Here is a 26,280-nt window from a genome sequence, read left to right as displayed (position 1 = left end):
TTCTTTGTATCAGAGTTCCATGCCCGCGGCGGAGTCTGCTCCCCGCTTACTTTGTTCATTAAATACAGGTTGTAACTATGTCTGCCGCTGATAAAAACCCGGTATCCATGCCTGATGCTTTTGTAATTTTGTTTTTTGTAATGCTGCTCGCTGCAGTATCTTCATATATGGTTCCAGCCGGCAGTTTTGACTTATTGCCCGCAGAAACCAATGCCGCAGGCGAACTGCAAAAACCACGGATTGACCCGCAGAGTTTTCATTACAGTGAAAATGCCGATCAAGGCGTCAAGCTGTTTGCTGAACAAGGCGAAACTGGTTTTCTGAATTATGCCTTCGAGGGCATGGTCTCAGGCGACAAAATGGGCGCCGCTGTTGGCGTGATTGCCTTTATTCTGCTGACCGGTGGTGCCTTCGGCATCATTATGCACAGTGGTGCGGTCAATAACGGTATTTTGGCGTTGATCAAACGCACCCAGCATATGCAGTTTGTGTTTATTCCGCTGATGTTCACCTTGTTTTCCCTGGGTGGTGCAGTATTTGGTATGGGCGAAGAAGCCATTGCGTTTTGTATTGTGTTGCTGCCATTAATGTTGGCGTTGGGTTATGACGCTATCAGCACTGTGCTGGTGACCTATGTCGCCACCCAAATTGGTTTTGCTACCAGCTGGATGAACCCTTTTAGTGTGGCCATTGCCCAAGGTGTTGCCGGTGTCCCGCTGATGTCTGGCTCGGGATACCGAATGGTTTTGTGGGCAATTTTTACCTTATTTGGCATTATTTTTACCTTGAAATATGCCAATAAAATCAAAGCAAATCCGCAGTTATCTGTCAGCTTTGCCACCGATCAAAAATTGCGCGGCCAGCAGCAAGCGCAACAACAAGGCACTTTTGAGCTGGTGGACGCCGTGATCCTGAGTTTGTTTGTCGCGGGTATTGGCTGGGTGATCTGGGGTGTGGTGGCACGGGGTTATTATATTCCGGAAATCGCCACTCAGTTTTTTGCGCTTGGTATCGCAACGGCCATTGTCGCTATTGTTGGCAAACGGATGACCATGAATGGTGCAGCCGATGCCTTTAAACAAGGCGCTGCGGAGCTGTTGCCGGCGGCGTTGATTGTTGGCATGGCCAAAGGCATTGTGTTGCTGCTCGGTGGTGACGATCCAACCCAACCTTCAATCCTCAACACGCTGCTGAATGCGGCAGGCAATAGTTTTGAAGGTGTGCCGACCTACCTTTCCGCCTGGTTTATGTTGATTTTCCAATCGATTTTTAATTTTTTCGTGACTTCAGGTTCAGGCCAGGCGGCTTTGACCATGCCATTGGTGGCGCCACTGTCGGACTTAGTCGGCGTGTCGCGGCAGATTGCGGTACTGGCCTTTCAGCTTGGTGATGGCTTAACCAATTGTATTATCCCAACTTCAGCCTCATTAATTGGTTGTTTAGGTGTAGTGCGGGTCGACTGGATGTTGTGGGCAAAATTTGCCTGGAAACTGCAGTTATGGCTGTTTGTATTGGCAAGTTCAGCGATGTTGTTCGCTGTCGCCATTGACTACCAATAAGGAGCCTGGCATGACAGCGATTAAACTATTTAAACATGCACATGTGCTGGCACCCGAAGATTTGGGCGTGCAGGACGTATTGGTGGCAGCCAATAAAATTGTTGCTATTGGTTGCGGTCTAAACAGCCAACTTAGCGCCAGCAACAGCGATCTGCCGATCGAAATCATTGATGCAACAGGATTTTATCTGACGCCTGGTTTTGTCGATTCGCTGGTGCACTTTATTGGTGGTGGCGGCGAAGGTGGTTTTGCTTCACGCACACCGGAAATGCAGTTAACCGATGCCACACTGGGCGGTGTCACCACTGCGATTGGCGTGTTAGGAACTGACGCGACCACCCGTACTTTAACCAATCTGCTGGCCAAAGCCCATGCGTTGGAGAGCGAAGGCATCACGACCTATTGTTATACCGGTTCTTATCAGGTGCCCTGCCGCACTTTATTGGGTTCAATCACCGATGATCTAATCATCATCGACAAGTTTATCGGCGTCGGTGAAATTGCCATCAGCGATCATCGCTCGTCGCAACCAACCCTGGATGAGCTTCGAAAGGTGGCGGCACAGGCCAGAGTTGGCGGTATGCTCGCGGGGAAAGCCGGTATTGTCAGTGTGCATGTGGGTGCTGGTGCTTCATTGCTGGATCCACTCCATCACGCGGTGGCTGGTACTGAATTGCAAGTGCGCCAGTTTTACCCAACCCATATCAATCGCAATCAGGCAGTCTTTGCTGCCGGGTTGCGATTTGCAGAAGCTGGTGGGGTAATTGATTTTACCACCAGCACCACAACGTACGATTTACAACATGGCGAAGTGGCCGCGGCTCAGGCGTTGGCACAAGCTTTAGCCAAAGGAATTCCAGTGTCGCAGCTGACGCTAAGCTCGGATGGTAATGCCAGTTTACCTATTTTCAGCAGCACAGGTCAGTTGCTGGGCCTGGAAGTTGGCAAAGTCAGCTCTTTGTATCAAAGTGCCAGAAGCGCTGTCATGGACTATCAGGTGACTCTGCCTCATGCCATCGCCGCTATTACGTCGTCACCGGCGAATGTGTTAGGGCTTGGTCACAAAGGCCGTATCGCGCTGGATAAAGATGCCGATATTGTATTGATTAATAAACACAATCTGCAAATCGACAGCGTGTTCGCCAAAGGCAAACTGCTGGTGAAATCCGGCAAAGCAGTGGTGTTTGGTACTTTCGAACATAACAACCGGTAACAGTCTGCAGCAATACGAATTGCCACAATGGCAGCGAAGGCGCCTTCGGCAATTGATCCGCTTTGCTTGTCACCCCGTAAACTGACAGAGTAGAATACCCGAGTGTTTTAATCGGGTATTTTGCTTTTGAAAGCGATCACTCGAAAAAATGGATGACCTCATCGCAAATTTTTCATAAGACAAATTTGTGAACTGCGGTAAAATGCAGCCCTTTTTCGGCTATCCAGCAGTTGTGGCACTTTGTTCTGGCCTTTGCGCCCTGAATCTAACCGCCCGCTGCGCTGAACTTTTTTGCAATCGACGGACTTGGAGAATTCATGCCGACAGCGATGCCAGATGTAGCCAATCACTCTAGTGCCACCACCGAAGGGGTACTGGACTGGGTTGGAATGAGCAATATTGAAGTGCCACTGATGCTGGCCATTGCCGGTGAAGCGCCACGTCAGGTTAGTGCGCATGTTGAAGCTTTTGTGAACTTAAAAGATCCAAAAGCCAAAGGCATTCATATGTCCAGGCTGTATTTATTGCTGGACGATTTATCCCGTGAGTCCAGCTTAAGCCATGCCAGTCTCTGCGAGTTGCTGGACGGTTTTATCAGCAGCCATGAAGATTTAAGCGATCAGGCCTTTGTTAAATTCGATTTTGACCTGCATTTACGCCGCAAAGCGCTGATCACTGAAAAACAAGGCTGGAAAGCTTATCCGGTCACGGTCACTGGTCAGGTGGTTGATAAAGAATTATCAGTCGAACTGGCCGTGAAAGTGCCTTATTCATCGACCTGCCCTTGCTCCGCAGCTTTAGCGCGGCAGCTGATCCAGGAAGCTTTTACCGCGAAATTTGCCGGTCAGCAGCACATCAGCAGTGAATTGGTCGTCGACTGGTTGGGGACAACTCAAGGCATCGTGGCAACACCACACAGCCAGCGTTCAGTCGCTGAAATTAAAGTGAAGCTCAATCACAAACTGACCGACTTCCCGATTGTGGCGCTGATTGATGCGATTGAAGACTCGTTAAAAACGCCGGTACAAGCCGCCGTAAAACGCGCTGACGAACAGGAATTTGCCCGCTTAAATGGCCAAAATCTGATGTTCTGTGAAGATGCTGCCCGCCGCGTGAAATATACGCTGAACCAGCTCACTGAATTTGATGACTTCTGGCTGCGCGTTAACCATTACGAATCACTGCATGCGCATGACGCAGTCGCGGTGACGGTGAAAGGTTTACCGAACGGCTATCGTGCCTGAATTTAGCGAAAACCGCTGATTCTGCCGAAGTTCATTAGCGCATAACTAACGCATAACCTTCGTGGTAACCCAACTAAAAAAAGCTGCTTCGGCAGCTTTTTTGTTGGCTTTTTTTCATTAAATCCGCCCTTTCCCGGCTAAAGCTGTAATTTTATTACAAAACTCATCGGATCAGCTACAGGCGACGACTGGCGGGTTATTCACCAAAAGTCAGCTTGCATTTTTGTCGATTTATCGGTATATCTAACTCAGGTCTTTATGTTTAGACGTCTAAACGACGCGCCGACCACTCTAGAGTAAAAACACTAACAACCCTTGACCCTTGAAAGTATTACCGTTATTTTCTTTCAAACGTAAAAAAACTAAAAATTAGAATAATAATTCATAAATTTTACATATTTATACCGAAATCATTTAAGGCTGCAGCTTGAAGGACGACGGGTTAATACCCTAAGTCATTCGAGTTGCAGCGCGGCGGCAGTTGAGCGAGTCCCCATGAACATAGTTGTCCTATGTGATTGGGGCGAGTGAAACGGCCAACAAAGCTGCAGCTTGAAGGACGACGGGTATTTTTTATTGCAGGACAGGTTGGAGGGTATTTTCATGGGGTTGTATCACCACAGTCAGGCCAGAGAAAACTGTGGCTTTGGCTTGATTGCGCATTTAGAAGGCACCGCCAGCCATCGCATCGTCCGGACTGCTATCAGCGGTTTAGATCGGATGCAACATCGGGGTGGGATTTCAGCAGACGGTAAAACCGGTGACGGTTGTGGTTTGCTGATGCAAAAACCAGATAGTTTTTTTCGTGCTATTGCCGAAGAAAACGGCTGGGTATTAGGCAAAAAATATGGTGTGGGGATCTTCTTCTTCAGCCAGGATCCGGTCAAAGCCGAATTTGCCAAACAAATCGCCGAAGCAGAAATTGCCCGCGAAACCTTAACTTTAGTCGGCTGGCGCGAAGTGCCGGTGGACCCATCCGTGCTCGGGCCTATCGCCTTAAGCTCAATGCCTAAAGTATTGCAGGCATTTGTCAGCGCACAGCCTGGCTGGGGCGATCACGATTTAGAGCGCCGTCTCTATATGGTGCGCCGCCGCATTGAAAAACAAATCGTCAACGACGAAGATTTTTACATCCCAAGTTTCTCCAGTTTAGTCACGGTATTTAAAGGCCTGATGATGCCGGCCGATTTACCGGGTTTTTATCTGGACTTAGCCGATATCCGGATGGAAACCGCCATTTGCGTGTTCCACCAACGGTTTTCAACCAACACCATGCCGCGCTGGGCATTGGCGCAGCCATTTCGTTTCCTTGCGCATAACGGCGAAATTAATACCATTACCGGTAACCGCCAATGGGCACGCGCGCGCCAGTACAAATTTGCCTCACCGTTATTGCCGGATATGCAAAACGCCGCACCTTTTGTTGGCCAAAAAGGTTCCGATTCGAGTTCACTCGACAATATGCTGGAACTGTTCTTAGCCGGTGGTATGGATTTATTCCGCGCCATGCGTCTGCTGGTGCCGCCAGCGTGGCAAGGCAATAAGGTGATGGATGATGACCTCAAAGCCTTCTACGAATTTAACTCGATGCATATGGAACCATGGGATGGTCCGGCCGGTATTGTACTGACCAATGGTCAGCATGTGGCCTGTAACCTGGATCGTAACGGTTTGCGCCCTGCCCGGTTTGTTATTACCAAAGATAAATTAATCACGCTGGCGTCAGAAGTCGGCATCTGGGATTACACACCTGATGAAGTGCAGGAAAAAGGCCGCGTGGGGCCGGGCGAGATGCTGGCAGTTGATACACAAACCGGCAAGATCTGGCGCTCAGAGCAGATCGATCAGGATTTACGCGCCCGTCACCCCTATCGGCAGTGGCTCACACAAAACGTACAGCGGTTAGTGCCTTACGAAAAATTTGAAGTCGACCTGATTGGCAAGCGCGTCTTCACCGACGATGAAATGATGGTCTACCACAAGCTGTTTAACTACAGCTATGAAGAGATTGAACAAGTCATTACCGTCCTTGCCAAAGACGGTCAGGAAGCTGTGGGTTCGATGGGTGATGATACGCCAATGGCGGTGCTATCGCGCAAACCCCGCACTTTCTACGATTATTTCCGGCAGCAATTTGCGCAGGTTACCAACCCGCCGATTGATCCACTGCGTGAAGCACACGTGATGTCACTGGCGACCAGCATTGGCCGTGAGCATAACGTGTTTTCCGAAACTGCCGGTTATGCCCGCCGGATCCAGTTTGAATCGCCGGTGATGATGTATTCCGACTTAAAACAGTTAAAAACTGCTGATGAAAAATACTACCGTCACCAGATTTTTAGCCTGAATTACAATCCAAACGATGAAACGCTGGAGCAAGCGGTCCGCCGCGTGGCGCAAGAAGTCACCACGGCAGTACGGGAAGAAAAAGTGGTGCTGGTGATTTTAACCGACCGCCGGATTGCACCAGAGCTTATTCCTATTCCGGCGGCGATGGCGGTTGGTGCTGTGCATCATGCATTAGTCGACGCGCAATTACGTTGTGACTCAAATATTGTGATTGAAACTGCCACCGCGCGTGACCCGCACCACTTTGCGGTATTAGTCGGCCTTGGCGCGACCGGTATTTACCCGTTTTTAGCTTATGAAACGGTTGAGCAGCTGTGCGAGAAAGGATCGCTCAATATCACGGCGCGTGAAGCAGTCACTAACTATCGCAAAGGCATCAACAAAGGCCTGTATAAAATCATGTCAAAAATGGGCATTTCAACAGTCGCCAGCTATCGCTGCTCGAACCTGTTTGAAGCCGTTGGCGTGAATCAGAACGTGATGAAACTGTGTTTCCCGGATGTACCTTCGCGCTTAAGCGGCGCTGATTTTGAAGATTTCCAGCAAGACGTGCAACAACGCGCCAATATGGCGTGGCTCAAGCGTAAGCCGTTGAATCACGGTGGTTTACTCAAATACGTTCACGACGGTGAATACCATGCTTACAACCCGGATGTGGTGCAAAGCTTACAAAAAGCGGTGAAAAGTGGCCTGTACGAGGATTACAAAGTCTACTCAGATTTTGTCAATCAGCGCCCTGTTGCCCATATCCGCGATTTATTAACCGTGGTCACTAATCATGTGACGCCTATCGCACTGGATGAAGTAGCGCCAGCTGAACAGCTGTTCCCACGTTTTGACAGCGCAGCGATGTCGATTGGTGCTTTAAGCCCGGAAGCGCATGAAGCGTTAGCCATTGCAATGAACCGCTTGGGCGGACGTTCGAATTCCGGTGAAGGTGGTGAAGATCCACGCCGTTTTGGCACTGAGAAAAACAGCAAAATTAAGCAAGTGGCTTCTGGCCGTTTTGGCGTGACCCCGCATTATTTAGTTAATGCTGAAGTCATTCAAATCAAAGTAGCACAAGGCGCGAAGCCTGGCGAAGGTGGTCAGCTACCGGGTGAAAAAGTCACGGCGGAAATTGCTCGTTTGCGTTATTCGGTGCCGGGTGTGACGTTAATTTCACCACCGCCGCATCATGATATTTATTCAATTGAAGATTTATCGCAGCTGATTTTTGACTTAAAACAAGTCAATCCACAGGCGTTAATTTCAGTGAAATTAGTGGCAGAGCCAGGTGTTGGCACTATCGCTACTGGCGTGGCCAAAGCTTACGCGGATCTCATCACCATTTCCGGTTACGACGGTGGTACGGGCGCAAGTCCACTCACTTCAGTGAAATACGCGGGTTCGCCTTGGGAATTGGGTTTAGCTGAAGTGCATCAGGCTTTGGTTGAAAACGGTTTACGTGACCGTGTCCGGCTGCAAGTCGATGGCGGCTTAAAAACCGGTCTGGACGTAGTGAAAGCGGCCATTTTAGGCGCTGAAAGCTTTGGTTTTGGCACCGGCCCGATGGTGGCTCTGGGCTGTAAATTCCTACGGATTTGCCACTTAAACAACTGTGCTACTGGCGTCGCCACGCAAGATGCAACGCTACGCCGCGACCACTTTAATGGCCTGCCAGAAATGGTGATGAACTACTTTAAGTTCTTAGCCTTTGAAGTTAGGCAGTTACTCGCTGAAATGGGCGTCAAAGAAATAACTGATTTGATTGGCCGCACCGATTTACTGGTGCAGCGTCAGGGCCAGACTGCGCGGCAGGTGAAATTGGATTTATCGCCAATTCTGCAAGCTTGTGGTGTGAAGTCTGAACAATCGCTGCACTGCGTACAAAACAACGATCCATTTGATTCTGGTCCGCTGAATCAGCAAATGGTCGCCAAGTGTTTTGACATGGTGAAATGTAAAACCGGCGGCCGCTTAAGTTTGCCAATCCGCAATACCGATCGCTCAGTTGGCGCAGCCTTGTCCGGCTTAATTGCCCGGCACCATGGCAATCAAGGCATGGCGACCGAGCCAATTGAAGTGCAATTTGTGGGGACTGCAGGCCAGAGCTTTGGTGTCTGGAACGCTGGTGGTTTGCATATGTCGCTGCAAGGCGATGCCAACGATTATGTCGGCAAAGGCATGACCGGCGGACAACTTGCGGTCTATCCACCCAAAGGTGTTAGCTTCGCCAAAGATAACGCCACTATTGTTGGTAACACTTGCCTGTATGGCGCAACGGGCGGGCGTTTTTACGCTGCAGGCCGGGCTGGTGAGCGTTTTGCCGTGCGAAACTCCGGCGCTATTGCGGTGATTGAAGGTACCGGCGACAACTGCTGCGAATATATGACCGGAGGTGTGGTGGTGGTGCTGGGTCAAACCGGTGTCAACTTCGGTGCCGGGATGACAGGTGGTTTCGCTTATTTATTTGATGAACATCAGGATTTAGCCCTTCGGGTCAACCCGGAACTGGTGGAATGCCTGGATGTCAGCACGCCGATCTTACAAGAGCATCTGCGTAGCCTCATCCATCAGCATTTTGAAGCAACCGGCTCAGAGCGCGCGCACAAATTATTGTCGTCGTTCCAGAGTTGTTTAGCGCAGTTCAAGTTGATTAAACCAAAAACCAGTGACGTCAATACGTTATTGGGCCACCGCGCACGCTCCTCTGCTGAGCTGCGGGTTCAGGCGATGTAAGGGGGAGGAATTAAAAATGGCACAGAATGTTTATCAGTTTATCGATGTAAAGCGGGTTGACCCGCCGAAAAAGTCACATGAAGCGCGCACCATTGAGTTTGTGGAAATTTACCAGCCAATGACCGACACTCAGGCGGCAGGTCAGGCCGATCGTTGCCTCGATTGTGGTAACCCCTATTGCGAATGGAAATGCCCGGTGCATAACTATATTCCGCAGTGGTTAAAACTGGCCAACGACGGCAAGATCATTGAAGCTGCAGAATTATCACATAAAACCAATAGCTTACCTGAAGTCTGTGGCCGGGTTTGCCCGCAAGACCGGCTGTGCGAAGGTGCTTGTACCCTGAACGAAGGTTTTGGCGCTGTCACCATTGGTTCGATTGAAAAGTACATCAACGACAAAGCATTTGAAATGGGCTGGCGGCCGGATTTATCCGCCGTGGTTAAAACCGATAAAAAAGTCGCAGTGATTGGCGCTGGCCCGGCGGGCTTGGCTTGTGCGGACGTGCTCATTCGTAATGGCGTCACGCCTGTGGTGTTTGATAAATACCCGGAAATTGGTGGCCTGCTGACCTTTGGTATTCCGCCCTTTAAACTGGAAAAAGGCGTGATGCAATTACGCCGCGAAATTTTTACTGCGATGGGTATCGAGTTTCGGTTAAACACCACTGTTGGCGTGGATGTCAGCTTTGACAGCCTGCTGCAAGATTACGATGCAGTGTTTTTAGCCCTTGGCACTTATACGCCGATGGCCGGTAATCTTGCCAACGAACAAGCTCCTGGCGTGTATGAAGCCCTGCCCTACTTAATTGGCAATATCAACAACCTGATGGGCTGGCAAACCGAACATCAATTTGTTGATTTAAAAGGCAAAAGCGTGGTAGTGCTTGGCGGTGGTGATACCGCGATGGACTGTGTGCGCACCGCCATTCGTCAAGGCGCCAGCAAGGTGATTTGTGCTTACCGGCGTGATGAAGCCAATATGCCGGGTTCGCGCAAAGAAGTGCAGAATGCCCGCGAAGAAGGGGTTGAGTTTATGTTCAACCTACAACCGCTCGGCATTGAAATCAATAACGAAGGTCATGCTTGTGGCGTGAAAGTGATTTCAACCGCGCTTGGCGCGCCGGATGCCAAAGGCCGTCGCAATGCTGAAGCTGTGGCAGGCTCTGAGCAAGTGCTGGCGGCGGATGCGGTGGTGATTGCCTTTGGTTTCCAACCAAGCCCACCAAAATGGTTGCAGGACAAAGGCATTGAGCTTGATAGCAAAGGCCGGGTTGTTGCCCATGAAGACAGCCTGTTTCCACTGCAAACTAATCAGCAGAAGATTTTTGCCGGTGGTGACATGGTGCGCGGTTCAGACTTAGTGGTGACGGCGATTGCTCAGGGCCGTAAAGCGGCAGAGGGCATGCTGGATTATTTAGCGGTTTAATGTGTTCAATTGTTGAAACCTTGTGATTGATTGAGTGATTGATTGATGTAATAAAAAAGGCCAGCAGCAAAAGCTGGCCTTTTTTATTGTGCCTATTTCGCTGGCTTTTTTTTCGGTGCAAGGTTCACTAAATAGTGGATTTTTGCCAGCCTAACCGCAATTCCTCGTTTATTATTCATTTTTTATCAGCGTTTTATCAATTTTCCGTCACGCAGTCGCCCATCAAACCTCATCACTATCAAGCAACAAGGTTGGAGGCACTTTTCATGCATCAACCTTGGCCAGCAAGTTGTACCAATCATCCGTTAAATCTAATAACAAAGTATTCAGACAATAAGGAAAACCAATGAAATTCAACAACTTAATGAAAGCTCTGGCTTTTGGTGCCGGTCTTGGCGTGGCATTTTTCAGCTTTGCTTCTGATTTCTCGCCATACGAAGAATGCATTCTCGATTGCCACCAGAAATCACGTATTTGTCTGGCTGGCGGCGGCCCTGCTGCAACTTGCAGCCGACACCTGCAATTATGCAAATGGGGCTGCGGCACACCACAATAATCGTTAAATCAACAAAATGGCACTGTCGCGACCCGATAGTGCTTTTTTTACGGATTAAAATGCATGAATTTACCTACGTTAAAGGGCTTGCTGGCACCGGTATTGATGACTGCGCTCGGTTTTGGCATTGGCATCGGCGCCCTGTACAGCTGGCAATATCTCAACCGGCCAGCCACAGTGTTTGAAATTGAAACTTCAGCACATTTTGCAACGACAGACAAAGCACTGATCCTGTATTCAGCGTCCTGGTGTGAGTACTGTCAGAAAGTTAAAAACTATCTGGATCAGCATCAGGTGGTGTTTGAAAATAGGGATATTGAATCAGCAGATCCGGCAATCCAGCAACTTTTTCAATCACTGGGGGCGACGGGGATACCGCAAATCCTGATTGGCAATAAAGTGATCCGCGGCGCAGATCTGGAAGCTTTGGAAGATGAACTTAAAAAGCGACAACTGCTGTAGCAGACGCCCACGCCAAATACCCAATAACCGGCTTAGACTCACCCACCTCGATGCTCCATGCGATGTCGATAAGCCGGACTCAGCGCGACCGAGGTGTTTCGTTCAATAGCGCCTGAGCACTAACTTGAGTATTGTTCTCGCTTTGTTCAAATCTAGCCAGCAACGTTTGATGTTGCTGTTGCCACTGCCGAAGCTGCTGTGCATCCTGCAAAAACAAGCCTTTTAGAAAAGCACCGGACAAACTTTGGGTAGCGGCCTGCAACACTTGCGCCTGCACACCTAATTCCGGTCGTTGCCTTCTGCCGGAAAATATATTGTGATTGCCACCATGGAATACCGCCAGCACCTTATAACTGCCGCCCATCGCCTGATATAAATCAATCCGATCGGATGGCGCTGAGTGATACCCCGGCACCTCAATTTCATCCATGGTATTGGTGATATGCAAGGTCGGTACTGTGACCGATGACAGCACTGCTGCCAGCGGCGCACCATCATAAAATGGCGGCGCTGAAATCAGTAAAGCAGCACTAAAACGCGGGTCACGCAGCGGCGGCAATGCTGCGGAGCGTTCCACTTTAGCCCCGACCAATAACATTGAGGTATTGGCACCATATGAATGACCGGCCATCACAATTTTGGTTTGGTCTATTTGAGCACTTCTATCAGACTCGAGCAAAGTAGTTAAAGCGAATTTGACATCAGCCACCCGCGCCAGCGCTTCGTCGTCTCCGGCAGCGGCCATCAACCGAAATGGTAAGGTCAAGCGGCTACCACGCCAGATCTGCCGATCGCTCCCGACATGCTGTACATGCAAACTGGCAAAACCCTGACTGGCCCAATATTTACCCAAATAAGCATAACGGTCACGCGAACCGCCAAGGCCATGCGAAAATACGATTAAAGGTAATTTATCGCTGCTGGCTTGGACGTCATCACGTTGCTTTGGTGCGTAATAAAGCACCGGCACTGCGCGCTGACGTGCGTCGTCAAACCATTCCAGCTCATCACTTTGCACCAGGTCCAGCCATTGGCTGTTTAATTCGGTCGCATATTGGACTGAGGGTAAATTAAGTTGTTGTTGCCACTGGCTGCTACTCAGTTCCGGCGGTTGATGCTGGCTACAGCCCAGCAGCAAAAATTGCAGCAGTCCCACCAGAAATAGCTTGTGCTGCACGCGTAAATGTACGGGATGAATTAGAGATATCTTATTGATAAGCTTCTGATAAGTAACGTTCACTGCTGGCTATTCCTGTCTGACTGATTAATTATTGGTCACCACCACTGCCATTGGTCGATTTTTCTGCAGGGATGGACGGTTGCCACTTGCATCCGAAGGTTAAAACGTTGCACAGTTGCTATTGGTTCAAAACTGCTGCTGCTAGTTTAAAATAACAACAACACCTGACAGGTTCCTGAATGAAACTTTCCCTGCTATCAATCCAAATTTCTGCGCTAGCCACGGTCATTTTTTGCGGCGTAGCCCACGCCACTGCGCCGCATCGGCTGCATCAAATCACCGCGCAGCAGGCTTTGCAGCTGATGAACGATAACGACAGCACTAAAAAGTTAAGTTCAGTTGAGCTCACCCAATATTACCTGCAGCAGATTGAAAAAAATAACCTGAAGGGCGCACAAATCAGGGCAATTGTCGATATTAACCGCGATGCGATTAAACTAGCGACCCGCCTGGATGCTGAGCGCAAAGCTGGCAACATCCGCGGGCCATTGCACGGCTTGCCGGTCGTTCTTAAAGCGAATATCGCCACCAAAGACGGTATGCCAACGACCGCCGGCGCGTTGGCGCTCAAAGGCTTTCTGACCAAACAAGACGCCGAAATTGTGACACAGCTGCGTGCTGCCGGGGCGGTGATCCTGGCCAAGTCGAATTTATCCGAATGGGCAAATTTTCGTGGTGAAGGCTCGGCCAGCGGCTGGTCGTTATTAGGCGGTCAAACCAAGAATCCACATGTATTAAGCCAAAGTCCTTGTGGCTCCAGCTCTGGATCCGGCGCCGCAGTAGCGGCCGATATGACCTTGTTAGCCGTTGGTACTGAAACCGATGGCTCGATCACCTGCCCTGCAGCCGCAAACGGTATTGTTGGCATTAAACCGACGCACGGCGCGGTGTCCGGCGCTGGTATTATTCCGATTGCCGCATCGCAGGATATCGCAGGTCCAATGGCGCGCTCGGTAGCGGATGCGGCTTTGTTATTGGATAGCATGACAACAGCTACTGCCAAAACCCACTATGGCCAAAGTCTGGCGAGCGCAGCTATATCTAACTCGTTATCTGCATCGTTAGCAGTAAAAAAAGTGGTGTTGGTCCGCGCTTATGATGCAAAATTCCCGGCGATTAAAGCAATGCAGGATAAGGTCGCGGCAGCCTTAACCGCCAAAGGCATCGAAGTGCTGCAAATAAATAATTGGGAATTACCTGAGCAACTTGGTAAAGACGAGTTGACGGTGCTGATTTACGAATTTAAACGCGATTTAAATCAGTGGCTGCTCGATTACCAGGCCCCAAAGCCAGTGAATTCTATCGCCAAAATTGTTGAATTTAATCAGAAAAAAGGCAAAGCAGCGCTGGCATTTTATGGGCAGCAATATTTGGAGCAGGCCAACAACATCGATTTAACCAAAGATGCCAAAGCCTATCAACAGGCGCTCGCCAACAGTAAAACACTGGCTGCAGCGATGTTAGATCAATATTTGGTGGACGCTGGCGCCGATGCCATTTTACTGCCGGCAACCACCGCTGCCTGGGCCATTGATCATGTCAAAGGTGACGACTACAGCTTTGGCTCATCCACAGCTGCCGCGGTTTCTGGTTACCCGGCTATCACTATTCCTGCCGGCATAGACGGTTTGCTGCCATTGGGTCTGAGTATCGTCGGCGCTAAGTGGTCAGAGCCTAAGTTATTAGGACTGGCCACGCTGCTCGAGCAACAATTGCCAAAACGCAGCATTCCGGGTTTTGTCGCCAGCATGAACTAAATTGAGGCCGCGGCCGGTGAATTCATCGATGAAACGACGTGATTTTCTGCTACTTTCTGCCGCTACATTGGCTGGGTGTCAGTTGTCGCAGCAGCCAACATTTCCAGGTGCAGCTCACGGCAATCTTGCCTTACCTGAAGCTGCCGACTGGCAACTGCTTTCCCAACAATTAACCGGCGATGTGCTGTTTCCAGTCGCCGATGATTTTAGCCGCCAGAAAAAAGCCGCGAATGCCCGTTACGATGATGTGCCGACTGCGGTGATTATTCGCTGCCAAACGGCAGCTGACGTACAACATGCCGTGCGTTTTATCCAACGTTATCAATTGCCTTTTGCCGTGCGCAGCGGTGGTCACAGTTATACCGGGTTGTCGTCAACGTCCGGGGTACTGCTGGATATCGGCCTGCTTAATCAAATCACCCTCCATCAAAACATTGCCAGTATCGGTGCCGGTGCCAAGCTTGGTGATGTGTATGCCACGCTTGGGCTACAACAACGATCTATTCCGGCCGGCAGTTGCGCCAGTGTTGGCATTGCCGGTTTGGTATTGGGTGGTGGTTTGGGTATTGCGGATCGGCGCTTTGGTCTGACTTGTGATGCGCTGCGCCGGGTGGAGCTGGTCACGGCCACTGGCGAGCTAATTTACTGCAGCACCACCGAGCATCCACAGCTATTCTGGGCACTACGTGGCGGTGGTGGCGGCCAGTTTGGCATTGCGACACAGTTTGAATTTGATACTTTTGAAACCGCGCCAATCCGCAATTTTATTGGCCGTTTTCCGCTGAAAGACGGCAATCAGGTCCTGGCGATTTGGCAACAATGGCTCAAAACGCTGCCTGATGAGATCTGGTCACAGGCCACGGTCTGGTTTAATGGCCAGCCGGACTCCAAACCGGAAATTCAGCTACGAGCCTGTTGTATGGGCCATCCGGCATTGCTCAGTCAACACTGGTACCAACTAACACTGCAACTGGCCGGGATTTGGTCGGAAGTGGATATGCAGGATCATCAGTATCTCGATTTTATGCTGACCGATTGTGATGGTCTGGAAATGCCCGAATGCAAACTGCCCAACCAGCATGAACGTGGCCAGCTTAAACGGGTGGCAATGGCAGGCAGTTCCGACATTTTTAATGACTATTTGCCGCTATCCGGCTTGCATCATTTACTGAACGCCGTCCGAAAACGCCATCAGGATGGTTTTCGCGGCGGCCTGATGTTGACGTCGATGGGCGGCGCTATTCGGCGGGTGCCGCCAGGACACAGTGCTTTTGCCCATCGCGCGGCGGTGTTGAGTGCCCAATACCTATTCAGCGGCCCGGTCGGCACGCCCGAAGTCATGCTGCAGGAAGGTGCCATCTGGGTCAACCAGATGCGCAAACAAATGCGGCGCTGGAGTTGTAATGGCGCTTATCTGAATTATACCGACGCCCTCATTAAAGACTGGCCACAAGCATATTACGGCGACAACTATGTTGCATTACAACAACTTAAACGCCAGTATGATCCAGACAATCTGTTTCGGTTTGCTCAGAGCATTCAGCCGGACTGATTTATAACACGCTGATTTTATTAAAAGGAGGTTCACGATGTTGTTATTGCTGCAGTTATTGATTGCCACCCAGCCGCTCCAAGCGACGGCTCCAGATCCGTCCATCCAAAAGCCTGTGACTGCGATGCTTAAAAGTGAAACTTTTGTCGCTGATGGTGTGTTTCACGCAGAAATTGAAGGCCCGGCCTTAGATACAGCAGGCAATTTATACGCAGTCAATTTTGGTGGCAACGACGATAGCCATAAAGGCACCATCGGCAAAGTGACGCCAGAGGGTCAGGCAACTTTGTATCTGACCTTACCAAAAGGCAGCGTCGGCAACGGCATTCGGTTTGATCAGCAAGGCCGGATGTATATCGCCGATTATACCGGCCATAACATCTGGCGTTATGACGGCAAAACTTTAACTGTGTTTAGTCATCAACCAAAAATGCATCAACCCAACGATCTGGCGATCACCCAAAGTGGTGTGTTGTTCGCAAGCGATCCCGACTGGAAAAACAACAGGGGTCAGCTTTGGAAAATTCAGCCGGACGGCAGCTCAGTGTTAATTGAAGACCAGATGGGCACTACCAATGGTGTTGCCGTCAGTCAGGATCAACGGTTTTTGTACGTCAATGAAAGTGCGCAGCGGCGGATCTGGGTCTATCAGCTGGATGCAGCTGCCACACCAAGCCAGAAAAAACTGCTCATCAAATTTCCGGATTTTGGCCTGGACGGCATGCGCACTGATAGCGCCGGTAATTTGTACGTCGCCCGTTACGGCAAAGGCGTCATCGCAAAAATCAGCCCTAGCGGTGAGTTACTGGCGGAAATTGCGGTAAACGGCAAATTTCCGACCAATGTTAGTTTTGACTCAACCGAGCAGTGGTTGTATGTGACGATGCAACAACGTGGTGCCATCGAGCGAATTTCGCTAAAGGCTACAACAAGCAACAACTGAGTCAGACTAGTGCTGCAGAGTATTCGCTCTGGACTCGCCTCCAGACAAAAACTTAGTCCCAGCTGATATTGTGTTGTTTTTTGGCAGCGCCGCGTAGCATTTCAAGCAAAGGAACTGCTCTGGTATGCAGACTCACCGGTGCTTCGGCTGGCGCGCTAGCTTGCGCTGTGAAGTCTTGCGGTAGCTCTTGCGGTAAGTCTTCCAGATTTTGTTGCAACTGCCATAACGCCTGCGGCACATCTTCCGCGTAAATAGCACCAGGCACTTTTGGCGTACAGCCCATTTTTTCAATCAGTTGCAGCGCAGCTTCGCCAAACATAGTGATAGGGTAATAATCTTTACTATGAAAAGTCACGATCATGATAGTCCTCCCCCGACAGGTTTAGCTAAAAAGCAGATTTGCAGTATTCGGCCATCATTGTGAATTCGTGGCGTACTGGTTTAACTATAAACCTATCCGCTGCCGCTGACTATCTGTTGCGACTATCTGTTGCGACTATCTGTTACGACTATCTGCTACGACTATCTGCTACGACAATCGACCGCCGAAAATCTGCCCCCCTCACCACCTTAATACACCGACAATCCCAACTCTTCGGCGAGCCGATGGATCAAGTACATCGACAGGCAAGAATTGCCAAAACTATTCAGTGGCGGGCTCCAGCTGGCGATCACACCATAATTGGGCACTATCGCAACGATGCCGCCACCAACGCCACTTTTCGCTGGCAAGCCGACAGTAAAAGCGAACTCGCCGGATTGGTCGTACATGCCACTGGTCGATAAAATTGCATTGACCCGTTGTGCATCTTTGCGGCTACAAATTTGTTGATCGGTCACCGGATCCACGCCACGATTGGCCAAAAACAGCCAACTGCGCGCCAATTGCTGACAACTCATCTCCACCGAACATTGGTGAAAATACTGCGCCAGCACGGCTGGTACATCAGATTTTATATTGTCAAAACTCTTCATCAGATAAGCCAGCGCCGCATTGCGACTACCATGTTGCTGCTCGGAGGCATAAACTTTGGCATTGGCAAAAATCTGCTCGGTTTGCGCTAACCGACGGATAAACATTAAAAAAGTATTTTTCGACGCTGAATAATGGCTGGTCAGCACATCGGACACCACGATGGCTCCGGCATTGATGACCGGATTACGCGGAATGCCCCGCTCCCATTCCAACTGCACTATTGAGTTAAACGGCTGACCAGACGGCTCCATCCGCACCCGCTGCCACAATGCATCACCTTGCAACTGCATCGCCATTACCAGAGCATACATTTTCGACAAACTTTGAATGGAAAAAGGCTCGGTGCTGTCACCGGCAGCGCAGATATTGCCATCAAGCGTCGCCACCGCAATTGCCAATTTATCTGCCGGTACTTCAGCGAGCGCCGGAATATAGTTGGCGACTTTGCCATCATGTTGCTCTTGCCGCGCATCACGCAACAGCGTTTGCAAGCGGCCTTGCAGATTGTCTATGGCGCAAAAGTTTTGGCTCATCTTTTTTGCTCTGATAGCGGCTTGGCCGTCGTCGATTGTGCCGGGTCTTTTGGCGAGGTGCTTGTTGCTGACGATGTGATGGCTATTGGTTTTTTCGCAGCCGCAGAGTCTGGCATTGGCTGGTTTGGTACTGGCTGTTTTATAACTGATACGGGTACAGGAGATCCGGCTTGGGTGTGCGCTTTAGCTAGATCCGCTGGCAGCGGCAACAACACGGCAATGTTGGCATGCGGTATGACTTTGACCTGCTGCTGATGATAAACAAACAGATAACTACTGGTTCTGGCAATGATCTGCACCTGATCCAGCTGCATCGTTTTCACCACATCCTGCACCGGATTAATCAGACTTAACTGAAAGCCCCTTTGCTGGCCGGCTTTGATACTTTTTGCCAGATCGGTTGATTCGCTGATCGCGGAATTGTATAAAAATAACAATGGTGTCACAGCAAACATTGGGAAATAGAATTTGAATTTGTCATTCTCATAGTATTTCTCCGACCAGAGCGCATACCACTCCAGCCGTTTTCTGGCAAAACGATCAATCCAGAATGCTGCAACGAACAACAATATCCAGCCTACCACATTCAACAACACCCAAGGGTGGGTGAGCGCCGCCAGCATAAAATCGGTCAATTCAAGATAAGGTAAAATGTCAAAATCAAAACGACCAGACAACTTGATTACAAACAACATGCCAAGCATGCTACACAGCAGATATGCCAGTGTCAGCAGCATACTGGGATGACGGATGATAAAGCGTTGCCCGCTACGCAATATTGAATCCAGCTCAGCATCATATCGCTCGCCATGAATCATTTTTGGCTGAAGCTGCGACGGTGGCGATTGCAATTGTGGATCAACAACGGGCACGCCCGCTGTGTCTGAGGTTGTCATGTTATAAATCTCTGAAAATGCTCACAACTGTTATCAAAACATGAATTCTGGTTTACGCACAAGCTGTTGGCACAAAAAGCCTGGCTCAGAGGACTGAAATGGCTGGTTTTGCGATGTACTCAGAAAATAATTTAAAAACGACTATCAACTCAGCAGCGGCAGAGGTGAGCAATTTCGCCTGTGTTAGCAGGTGTAGGCGTTGCACCAAAATGACAGGTCTGCTGGAGAGCGCTGATCGCTTCTACTGGTATTGGCTGACCGGGCTGCTGGCAGGGTGAGAGCGTGAGTGTTCGCTTTTTGTCCAGCTTGTTTAACAATCGACCTTAGCAACGTCAAACGCGAAGTTAAATGTGCTTATCATGATTAAAAGATACTCAAAAAACGCACCTAAACTGTTCAAAAAACGTTCGTGATCTTGCCCTGGGGCTGCTGGTGGTTTTGCTCAGTTTTGAGATGAACAAAGGACATCACATTGGCGATGCCCTTATAGTACGAAATGTTACAAGGAGTATATTATTTAGACATTTCGTAAAGTGGAAATAATAAATGCATTACATATCTCCCTATCTTCCATAATGCTTTTTATCGCATTGTTATTATTGTTTGCCAGATCAGTTCTGGACACTGGAGGTTTCTTACCTGTCCATATTGCATCTAAGCGTGATTCGAATCCAGGGTTGTGCCATATCCCTCCTTCAACACAAACAACCACAACGTCTTTCTCTACTAAACATTTACATAATTCAATAGCGGCATCAGGCGTTAGCTTCATCAAATTGTTTCCATTCAACTCAAAAAATAAATTCGAGTCGTTATATAAAAAATCACGCTGAAGAGTCATTTATTTTCCTCATTCCATTCGATCCTACTATCAGGCTTCCAACCGCTGTCATTTTTGTCACTGACTTGAACTACTTCCTTTGTTCTGTCATTGATCACGACATGCTGATCTTTCGAGCCATATACACTAGCGGTATCACTTCGCCCCTGGCCATCATCAGTTTTAGAAGGGCCTCTATTGTCGACTGTTTTACCCGCCGGTTCACCTTGAGCTAGGTCGTTGATCTCGTCTTTTGTCCACCCACGGTCAGTAACTTGTCCTTGTTTGACATCCTCAATTACCACGCCCCCGGCGTCTTCAGTGCTATCTGTTTCAGCCGATTCCTCGGACATTGCATTTTGTGTCCCCTTGATACCATGCCCAACAGCTGCAATAGTCGCCGCCGCCAATGCTATACCTTGAGGAGTTACTAGCACAGCCAAGAATGCAAAACGCCCATCCGGATCAGTAAACCTATACGGATTATTATTCGCATAAGCATACCGGTTAAACATCATAGGCTTATCAGCAGTAAACCCAACCGGATCATTACTATAGAACCGCCCTATGACTGGATCATAATACCGCTGCTGCATATAAGTTAAACTTAAATCTTTATCCTCCACATGCCCGGTATAGCCCGGTTTGTCTTCCAAAGCAGCAGCAGATCCCACTTTGGCAATCAGCTCTTTGCCCAGATAAATATAACTGGTCGCACCGTTGGTGCCATCGGTTAGCATCAACTTACCGTTTTGGCTGTAAACGCTGTAACCCTGGTTGCTGCCGGTCTTTTTGACTCTGCGGTTATGGCCGTCATAGACATAACCAATGGTGCCAGAGTTGGTCAGCTGATTGGCGCGGTTAAAGGTAAAACTACGCTTGCCATTGTTGGTGACATTACCGCGGTCGTCGTAGCTGAAAGTATAACCACCGGTCACGCTGTCCAGCCTTTTACTGGTTTGGTTGTATTGATAGGTCAGTTGTTGCGTACCGAGGTTTTTCTGCGTCAGATTGCCTAAAGTGTCATAAACAAAGTTGCCACTTCCCCAATAGCCACTGGCAGTATTCAACCGGTCCAGACCATCGTAGGTCAGACTGATTGACTTGCTGCTGTCGACCAGATTAACAATGCTTTCAATATTGTTGTTCGGATCATAAGCGTACCTTTGAGCGACTTTATTGGTATTGCCCTGTGTCACCAACCGCTGCTCTGGCCGGAACTGGCTGTCCAACGTCTGGCTAAACTGAAGGCTAAGCTGCTGACCATTGCCATAGCTGAAACTTTTCAGTTGCCCGTTGGGGTAAAACAACACGTTTGCGGCATATTGGGTACTGCCTGCAACTGCCTTCGTCGGTTGGCCCAACGCATCCGGTGTATATTGTACCGTGGCCCCGCCATAGACCAGGCTACTCAGATGGCCCAGACTGTTATAAACCGGATCCAACACAAAAGATTTGCCGTCAATACTCAAGGTCTCCGAATCCAGCAGATGCGCTGAATTGTAGGTATAAGCCCAGGCGGTAGTGCCCGCCGTTAAAGACAGCTGATTACCCTGATTATCGAGTTGTTGCACCATATTGGGTGTCACACCGTCGGCGTAAGACGTTGTCCAGACATCACCCTGATTATCGTAGGCTAAAGTCACCCAGCTGCTGTTGACATTGCTGTAATCTGAACAATTTCCGGCATTGCCAGCAAAGCCCTCGGCAAACCTGGTCATTTCGCCCAGGTTGTTGTACTGCATAGCCTTCACGCCGGTTTCCGGGCGTTTTTGCACACAAAGCTGCATTTGCGGGTTGTAAGTGCGGATTTCGGTCATGCCGCCCTGCGTGATCTGGCTCGGCAGACCAAACAAGTTGTACACAATGGAGGTCGCGACACTTTCAGGCTGTGAAACTTTTGTCGCCAACTCTGTCGCTGGACTACCGTACGCCAGGTATTCTGTGGCTGTTTCATAATTGCGGCCATTGGTGATGGCAACGGCGTTATTTGCCAGATATTGATAAGTCACATCGCCGTTGGCGGTATTGGTCTGACTGAGCTCGCGCTGCAAGCCATCAAATTCGGTGACAGTCCCAAACTGCTCATTGCTATTGATGCTGGGGACAGAGGCAAACTCCGCCTTGCCATAAGCATTAAACTGCTGACGAACATAACGCACGGTGTAAGCTTCATTGCTGCTATCCCATTCTTTGGAAAGCACCGGACGCATCAGTCCATCAAGGGTAATGGCCTTACGATAATTCCCCCGACTGATATTTTGCACCAATACGCCCAATCCGCTCACATCAGCATCATAAGTGATATTGGTATTGGCCCAGGCACTGTCCAACGGGTCAATCAATTGCAAGCGGTTCAGACTGTCATAGCCATAAGACGTTTTATGCCCGTTCAAGTCCGTAACATCTTTGACCGTGCCAGTGTCATTGATGGTTTGCGACAGTAAAATGTGGCAGCTGCTATTCGCTGTACATGAAGCTGTATAGCGCTGCGGTAATTTAACCTGTTGCGGTTTACCCCGTTTATAGTTGTCGTAACGCACCCATCGGTTGGGAAGGTTATATTCGAACAATTTCAAATTACCATCACCGTGGTAATCCAGAGTGCCAATCAAAGTGCCGAATCTTTTCTTTTGCTGTGGTAATGATTTATTGGCGTGGCTACTGGCGTAATACACCGTTTCCTCATAGGTCGTCCAGGTTGAATTATCTGCTGAACGCTGCTGTTTGCTGGCCATATTTAATAACCAGTTTGTGGTGTCGTGCTGGTATGTAGTTTTTGTCCAACGCGATTGATTGTTGGCAGCATTGCTGTAACGGCTTGCTTCGTAAATCAGCTGCGGGGCTTCATACTCGTTAAAATCACTGAATTGAGTCAGAAATTCCGAATCATCCGAACCAAAATATCCATCAATTGGATCGGTCTTTTTTGATTCAGTCGTCAGCACTGAATACTCTTTGATTTGTAAATTGGACGTCGCTAATCCATTGTCACCGGCCGAGCCATATCGCTTGCCTTGCATAAACTTACTTTCTGAGCGGCGCAATAAAGTCACACCATCTTTATCATATTGGTCAGAAAATAGTTCTTTCCCATCTTCAAAGGTAAATTTGCGGCTGAAATAGTGCTTGGTCACACTGCCATCCGGCGCTTTGACGGTGGAAAACTTTAGGTCCCCGGCATCAATCCCCGAATTTGCCGGAACAGTAACCTGGCCGGGTGCAAATTTAGGTTCGCCGCTAAAAGCACCAATATTTTCGGAATAGCTGTAATGCCATTGCATGGTCGGTAAACCCGCTCCGGAAATTGTTTTTTTCATCAGACTGATGGCGTTAAAACAAATATCAATTGCAAAGCTATAATCGTAATTTTTGTCATTCACCGGGCCGAGCCGATATCTGGGAACTTCCGTTCTGCCATGCGTTGTTGAACGTTTTTCAAAGGTTCCGATGGCACCATTTGGGTGGGTGATGGTGACTGAATGGGTGTAAATGCCCTCATAGTTCAGGCACTGGCCATAGGTGGTGGAGGATTTATTATATGAATTATAAGCAGGGCTATATTTGAACTCCCAGAACTTCCCGTCCGGCCGGGTCACTTTGCCAAGTTTGGGATCTGTTTGTTTATCTATGTAAGAGTAATTCCAAATCTGACCATGGGCAGTGGCACGACTCACATAGTCGTCACCTTTGATGGTTTCATAGCCAAAGGATATTTCCCGGCCATCTGATGCTTTTATCGTATCAAGTCTGTTGCCAACATAATTGTAAGTGACCCAGTTGCCAAACCTGTCTTCAACTTTAGTGGCAAGCATAAAGGTATGATAATGCTGGTAATACACCAAAGTTCCCGGAAGGTTCAGACCCGGTGGATCAATCGGCGCCGGGTCAATCGGAGTTGGATCAAACACACTGCCAGCTGGCGCTTTACCAATATCAAGACCACGTACCAGTCTTAATTTGTCGAATGTATATTTAGTCCCATCTTGGGTAGTGACTCTGAATCCCTCACTGCCTGAAGCTGTGGTAAAACACTCAATCCGCCAGTTTTTATTGGTGGTTCTTGGCGTCGCGGCATCTTTGTGCAGCAACGTGGCTGAACCCTGGCCAGGAATATACACATTATCGCCACTCCAATAGTCTTTCACTTCAAGTGTTGATGCGCTGTAACTGAGCTCTGAGCCAGGATTAAGTGGTCCACTGCAGGCCTTATTGGCAGCCCAACTTCCGGTAAAGGTGCTGCCATCGATACTGGCCATCGACGTTGCAATATAAGGCAGATCAAGACTCCAATCCCCAAGTAGCCTGTTGGCCGAATACTCAACATCGGCGGTTCCGGTGATCCGGGTTACGGCAACTGGAATAGCAAAGTTCCCCGGCACTTGAATATCTGTTTGCTTAAATGACAAAGAGCCGGTACTTAAATCAATCTGCTCTCCCATTAAATCAGTGGTCTCAGCAGTAATCTCAAAACCGACATTAAACTGCTTCAAGATATTTTTTCTTGAATGCTCCATTTCGGTTTCAATAACGGTCTTGGGAGTTCCAGAACTGAAACTGACAGCCCTTGAAGAAACATTTCTGCCTCGTTCGTGATAATCAACCACACTATTTTGGAGTTCGGTATTGTGATGTCCGTTATCTGCGGCATAAGTATTCAGACTAGCGCCGATAACCACAGCCAGAGTTCCTATAATTAATTTATTATTCATATCAATCCTTTATAAAATAATATCCGGCTAATTAGTTATCTTTCACTTCACCAAACGGCTTGTATTCACTGCGTTTAATCACATTTCCATTCGCATCGGTTTCGGCAATCACCGAGCCAAGGGCATCGGTATGCAGATAAATCACTTGTATGCTGGGGCTGATCGCCTTGAATGATGCAGTCACGGTACAAGGGCTATTGATAGCACCGGTGCTGAAGGTGGAGCCAGACAGAATGCCGTTACAACCAGTCACGGTATTGATCTGATAGCCACTATTTGGCGTGACGGTAAAACTGGTGCTACTGCCTTGCACTACACTGCGCGAAGCCGGTGTAATACTGCCGTTGCTACCTGCAGTGGCTGTCACGGTATGATTTACCGGATTGGCGACAAAAGTGGCGCTGACACTACAGGCACTGTTGATGACACCGGTGGTAAAGGTATTGCCAGACAAGCTACCACTACAGCCAGAGACGGTATTGATTTTAAAACCACTATTTGGCGTGACGGTAAAACTGGTACTGCTGCCTTGCACTACACTGCGCGAAGCCGGTGTAATACTGCCGTTGCTACCTGCAGTGGCTGTCACGGTATGATTTACCGGATTGGCGACAAAAGTGGCGCTGACACTACAGGCACTGTTGATGACACCGGTGGTAAAGGTATTGCCAGACAAGCTACCACTACAGCCAGAGACGGTATTGATTTTAAAACCACTATTTGGCGTGACGGTAAAACTGGTACTGCTGCCTTGCACTACACTGCGCGAAGCCGGTGTAATACTGCCGTTGCTACCTGCGGTGGCTGTCACGGTGTGATTTACCGGATTGGCAACAAAAGTGGCACTGACTGTACAAGCGGCGTTGATTGCTGCAGTGGTGAAGGTCGTGCCAGATAAACTGCCGCCACAACCACTAACGCCATTGATGGTATAACCGCTATTCGCAGTGACCGTAAAACTGGTGCTGCTGCCTTGCACTACACTGCGCGAAGCCGGTGTAATACTGCCGTTGCTACCTGCGGTGGTTGTCACGGTGTGATTTACCGGATTGGCAACAAAAGTGGCACTGACACTACAGGCACTGTTGATGACACCGGTGGTAAAAGTATTGCCAGACAAGCTACCACTACAGCCAGAGACGGTATTGATTTTAAAACCACTATTTGGCGTGACCGTAAAACTGGTGCTGCTGCCTTGCACGACACTACGCGACGAAGGAGAAACACTACCGCCAGCTCCGGCATTTGCAGTCACGGTATGATTTACCGGATTGGCAACAAAAGTGGCACTGACTGTACAAGCGGCGTTGATGGCTGC

General features: G+C 49.2%; 17 protein-coding genes. 9 read left to right on the top strand and 8 right to left on the bottom strand.

Translation table 11 applies throughout. From position 1 onward, the window contains the following. The first annotated feature begins 77 nt into the window (after nucleotides 1-77). From yfcC to EOE67_RS13075, 5 genes are all read left to right on the top strand, one after another. Complete coding sequence (yfcC, locus tag EOE67_RS13095; RefSeq protein WP_127699621.1) at nucleotides 78-1,559, top strand: putative basic amino acid antiporter YfcC; 1,482 nt, start codon at nucleotides 78-80, stop codon at nucleotides 1,557-1,559. Nucleotides 1,560-1,569: 10 nt separating this feature from the next. Then, nucleotides 1,570-2,772 (top strand): beta-aspartyl-peptidase, encoded by a 1,203-nt coding sequence (gene iadA / locus EOE67_RS13090; RefSeq protein ID WP_127699618.1) that lies wholly within the window; start codon nucleotides 1,570-1,572, stop codon nucleotides 2,770-2,772. Nucleotides 2,773-3,089: 317 nt separating this feature from the next. Beyond that, entirely contained in the window at nucleotides 3,090-4,016 is a 927-nt protein-coding gene (gene folE2 / locus EOE67_RS13085) for a GTP cyclohydrolase FolE2 (protein ID WP_127699616.1), read from the top strand. 603 nt (nucleotides 4,017-4,619) lie between these two features. Then, nucleotides 4,620-9,086, top strand: a complete 4,467-nt coding sequence (gene gltB, locus EOE67_RS13080; RefSeq protein WP_127699614.1) for a glutamate synthase large subunit — start codon at nucleotides 4,620-4,622, stop codon at nucleotides 9,084-9,086. A 16-nt stretch (nucleotides 9,087-9,102) separates the two neighbouring features. Beyond that, nucleotides 9,103-10,515: an FAD-dependent oxidoreductase gene (locus EOE67_RS13075; RefSeq protein WP_127699612.1), complete on the top strand. Its 1,413-nt coding sequence runs from the start codon at nucleotides 9,103-9,105 to the stop codon at nucleotides 10,513-10,515. 264 nt (nucleotides 10,516-10,779) lie between these two features. Here EOE67_RS13075 and EOE67_RS13070 read toward each other — a convergent pair whose 3' ends face one another. After that, nucleotides 10,780-10,962, bottom strand: a complete 183-nt coding sequence (locus tag EOE67_RS13070) for a hypothetical protein (protein WP_127699610.1) — start codon at nucleotides 10,960-10,962, stop codon at nucleotides 10,780-10,782. A gap of 172 nt (nucleotides 10,963-11,134) precedes the next feature. On the opposite strand from EOE67_RS13070, the gene EOE67_RS13065 reads away from it, so the two are divergent. After that, nucleotides 11,135-11,533: a glutaredoxin family protein gene (locus EOE67_RS13065; protein ID WP_127699607.1), complete on the top strand. Its 399-nt coding sequence runs from the start codon at nucleotides 11,135-11,137 to the stop codon at nucleotides 11,531-11,533. Between the two features lie 79 nt (nucleotides 11,534-11,612). Here EOE67_RS13065 and EOE67_RS13060 read toward each other — a convergent pair whose 3' ends face one another. Next, nucleotides 11,613-12,689, bottom strand: a complete 1,077-nt coding sequence (locus EOE67_RS13060; RefSeq protein WP_240652808.1) for an alpha/beta hydrolase family protein — start codon at nucleotides 12,687-12,689, stop codon at nucleotides 11,613-11,615. Between the two features lie 263 nt (nucleotides 12,690-12,952). Between EOE67_RS13060 and EOE67_RS13055 the strand changes: the two genes are divergently transcribed. The 3 genes from EOE67_RS13055 to EOE67_RS13045 are packed head-to-tail and all read left to right on the top strand — an operon-like array spanning nucleotide 12,953 to nucleotide 17,025. Beyond that, entirely contained in the window at nucleotides 12,953-14,530 is a 1,578-nt protein-coding gene (locus tag EOE67_RS13055; RefSeq protein ID WP_127699604.1) for an amidase, read from the top strand. A 28-nt stretch (nucleotides 14,531-14,558) separates the two neighbouring features. Beyond that, nucleotides 14,559-16,082: an FAD-binding protein gene (locus tag EOE67_RS13050; protein ID WP_127699602.1), complete on the top strand. Its 1,524-nt coding sequence runs from the start codon at nucleotides 14,559-14,561 to the stop codon at nucleotides 16,080-16,082. Between the two features lie 37 nt (nucleotides 16,083-16,119). Next, nucleotides 16,120-17,025: an SMP-30/gluconolactonase/LRE family protein gene (locus EOE67_RS13045; RefSeq protein ID WP_164852329.1), complete on the top strand. Its 906-nt coding sequence runs from the start codon at nucleotides 16,120-16,122 to the stop codon at nucleotides 17,023-17,025. Between the two features lie 52 nt (nucleotides 17,026-17,077). Here EOE67_RS13045 and EOE67_RS13040 read toward each other — a convergent pair whose 3' ends face one another. The 6 genes from EOE67_RS13040 to EOE67_RS20530 form a co-directional block, all read right to left on the bottom strand. Next, nucleotides 17,078-17,386 (bottom strand): DUF1840 domain-containing protein, encoded by a 309-nt coding sequence (locus tag EOE67_RS13040; protein ID WP_127699600.1) that lies wholly within the window; start codon nucleotides 17,384-17,386, stop codon nucleotides 17,078-17,080. Nucleotides 17,387-17,595: 209 nt separating this feature from the next. Further along, nucleotides 17,596-18,534 (bottom strand): glutaminase, encoded by a 939-nt coding sequence (locus EOE67_RS13035; RefSeq protein WP_127699598.1) that lies wholly within the window; start codon nucleotides 18,532-18,534, stop codon nucleotides 17,596-17,598. Beyond that, nucleotides 18,531-19,430: a hypothetical protein gene (locus tag EOE67_RS13030; RefSeq protein WP_127699596.1), complete on the bottom strand. Its 900-nt coding sequence runs from the start codon at nucleotides 19,428-19,430 to the stop codon at nucleotides 18,531-18,533. Before EOE67_RS13030 ends, EOE67_RS13035 begins: the two co-directional genes overlap by 4 nt. A 517-nt stretch (nucleotides 19,431-19,947) precedes the next feature. Beyond that, nucleotides 19,948-20,271, bottom strand: coding sequence for a colicin immunity protein (locus tag EOE67_RS13025; RefSeq protein ID WP_127699594.1), 324 nt, complete (start codon nucleotides 20,269-20,271; stop codon nucleotides 19,948-19,950). Next, entirely contained in the window at nucleotides 20,268-24,743 is a 4,476-nt protein-coding gene (locus tag EOE67_RS13020; protein WP_164852328.1) for a colicin E5-related ribonuclease, read from the bottom strand. The genes EOE67_RS13025 and EOE67_RS13020 overlap by 4 nt, the downstream gene beginning before the upstream one ends. 250 nt (nucleotides 24,744-24,993) lie before the next feature. Continuing rightward, the coding region (locus EOE67_RS20530; protein WP_206099587.1) for an InlB B-repeat-containing protein at nucleotides 24,994-26,280 on the bottom strand (1,287 nt) is incomplete at its 5' end.

Source organism: Rheinheimera riviphila, assembly GCF_004005945.1.
Taxonomy (GTDB): Bacteria; Pseudomonadota; Gammaproteobacteria; order Enterobacterales; family Alteromonadaceae; genus Pararheinheimera; species Pararheinheimera riviphila.
The sequence above is the reverse complement of the archived record's forward strand: the minus strand, read 5'-3'. Positions and strand labels throughout refer to the sequence as shown.

What these genes read in the sequence shown, in the direction of transcription:
- yfcC (WP_127699621.1), top strand. Translation starts at nt 78, where the DNA reads ATGTCTGCCGCTGATAAAAACCCGGTATCCATGCCTGATGCTTTTGTA.
- iadA (WP_127699618.1), top strand. Translation starts at nt 1,570, where the DNA reads ATGACAGCGATTAAACTATTTAAACATGCACATGTGCTGGCACCCGAA.
- folE2 (WP_127699616.1), top strand. Translation starts at nt 3,090, where the DNA reads ATGCCGACAGCGATGCCAGATGTAGCCAATCACTCTAGTGCCACCACC.
- gltB (WP_127699614.1), top strand. Translation starts at nt 4,620, where the DNA reads ATGGGGTTGTATCACCACAGTCAGGCCAGAGAAAACTGTGGCTTTGGC.
- EOE67_RS13075 (WP_127699612.1), top strand. Translation starts at nt 9,103, where the DNA reads ATGGCACAGAATGTTTATCAGTTTATCGATGTAAAGCGGGTTGACCCG.
- EOE67_RS13070 (WP_127699610.1), bottom strand. Translation starts at nt 10,962, where the DNA reads ATGCATTCTTCGTATGGCGAGAAATCAGAAGCAAAGCTGAAAAATGCC.
- EOE67_RS13065 (WP_127699607.1), top strand. Translation starts at nt 11,135, where the DNA reads ATGAATTTACCTACGTTAAAGGGCTTGCTGGCACCGGTATTGATGACT.
- EOE67_RS13055 (WP_127699604.1), top strand. Translation starts at nt 12,953, where the DNA reads ATGAAACTTTCCCTGCTATCAATCCAAATTTCTGCGCTAGCCACGGTC.
- EOE67_RS13050 (WP_127699602.1), top strand. Translation starts at nt 14,559, where the DNA reads ATGAAACGACGTGATTTTCTGCTACTTTCTGCCGCTACATTGGCTGGG.
- EOE67_RS13045 (WP_164852329.1), top strand. Translation starts at nt 16,120, where the DNA reads ATGTTGTTATTGCTGCAGTTATTGATTGCCACCCAGCCGCTCCAAGCG.
- EOE67_RS13040 (WP_127699600.1), bottom strand. Translation starts at nt 17,386, where the DNA reads ATGATCGTGACTTTTCATAGTAAAGATTATTACCCTATCACTATGTTT.
- EOE67_RS13035 (WP_127699598.1), bottom strand. Translation starts at nt 18,534, where the DNA reads ATGAGCCAAAACTTTTGCGCCATAGACAATCTGCAAGGCCGCTTGCAA.
- EOE67_RS13030 (WP_127699596.1), bottom strand. Translation starts at nt 19,430, where the DNA reads ATGACAACCTCAGACACAGCGGGCGTGCCCGTTGTTGATCCACAATTG.
- EOE67_RS13025 (WP_127699594.1), bottom strand. Translation starts at nt 20,271, where the DNA reads ATGACTCTTCAGCGTGATTTTTTATATAACGACTCGAATTTATTTTTT.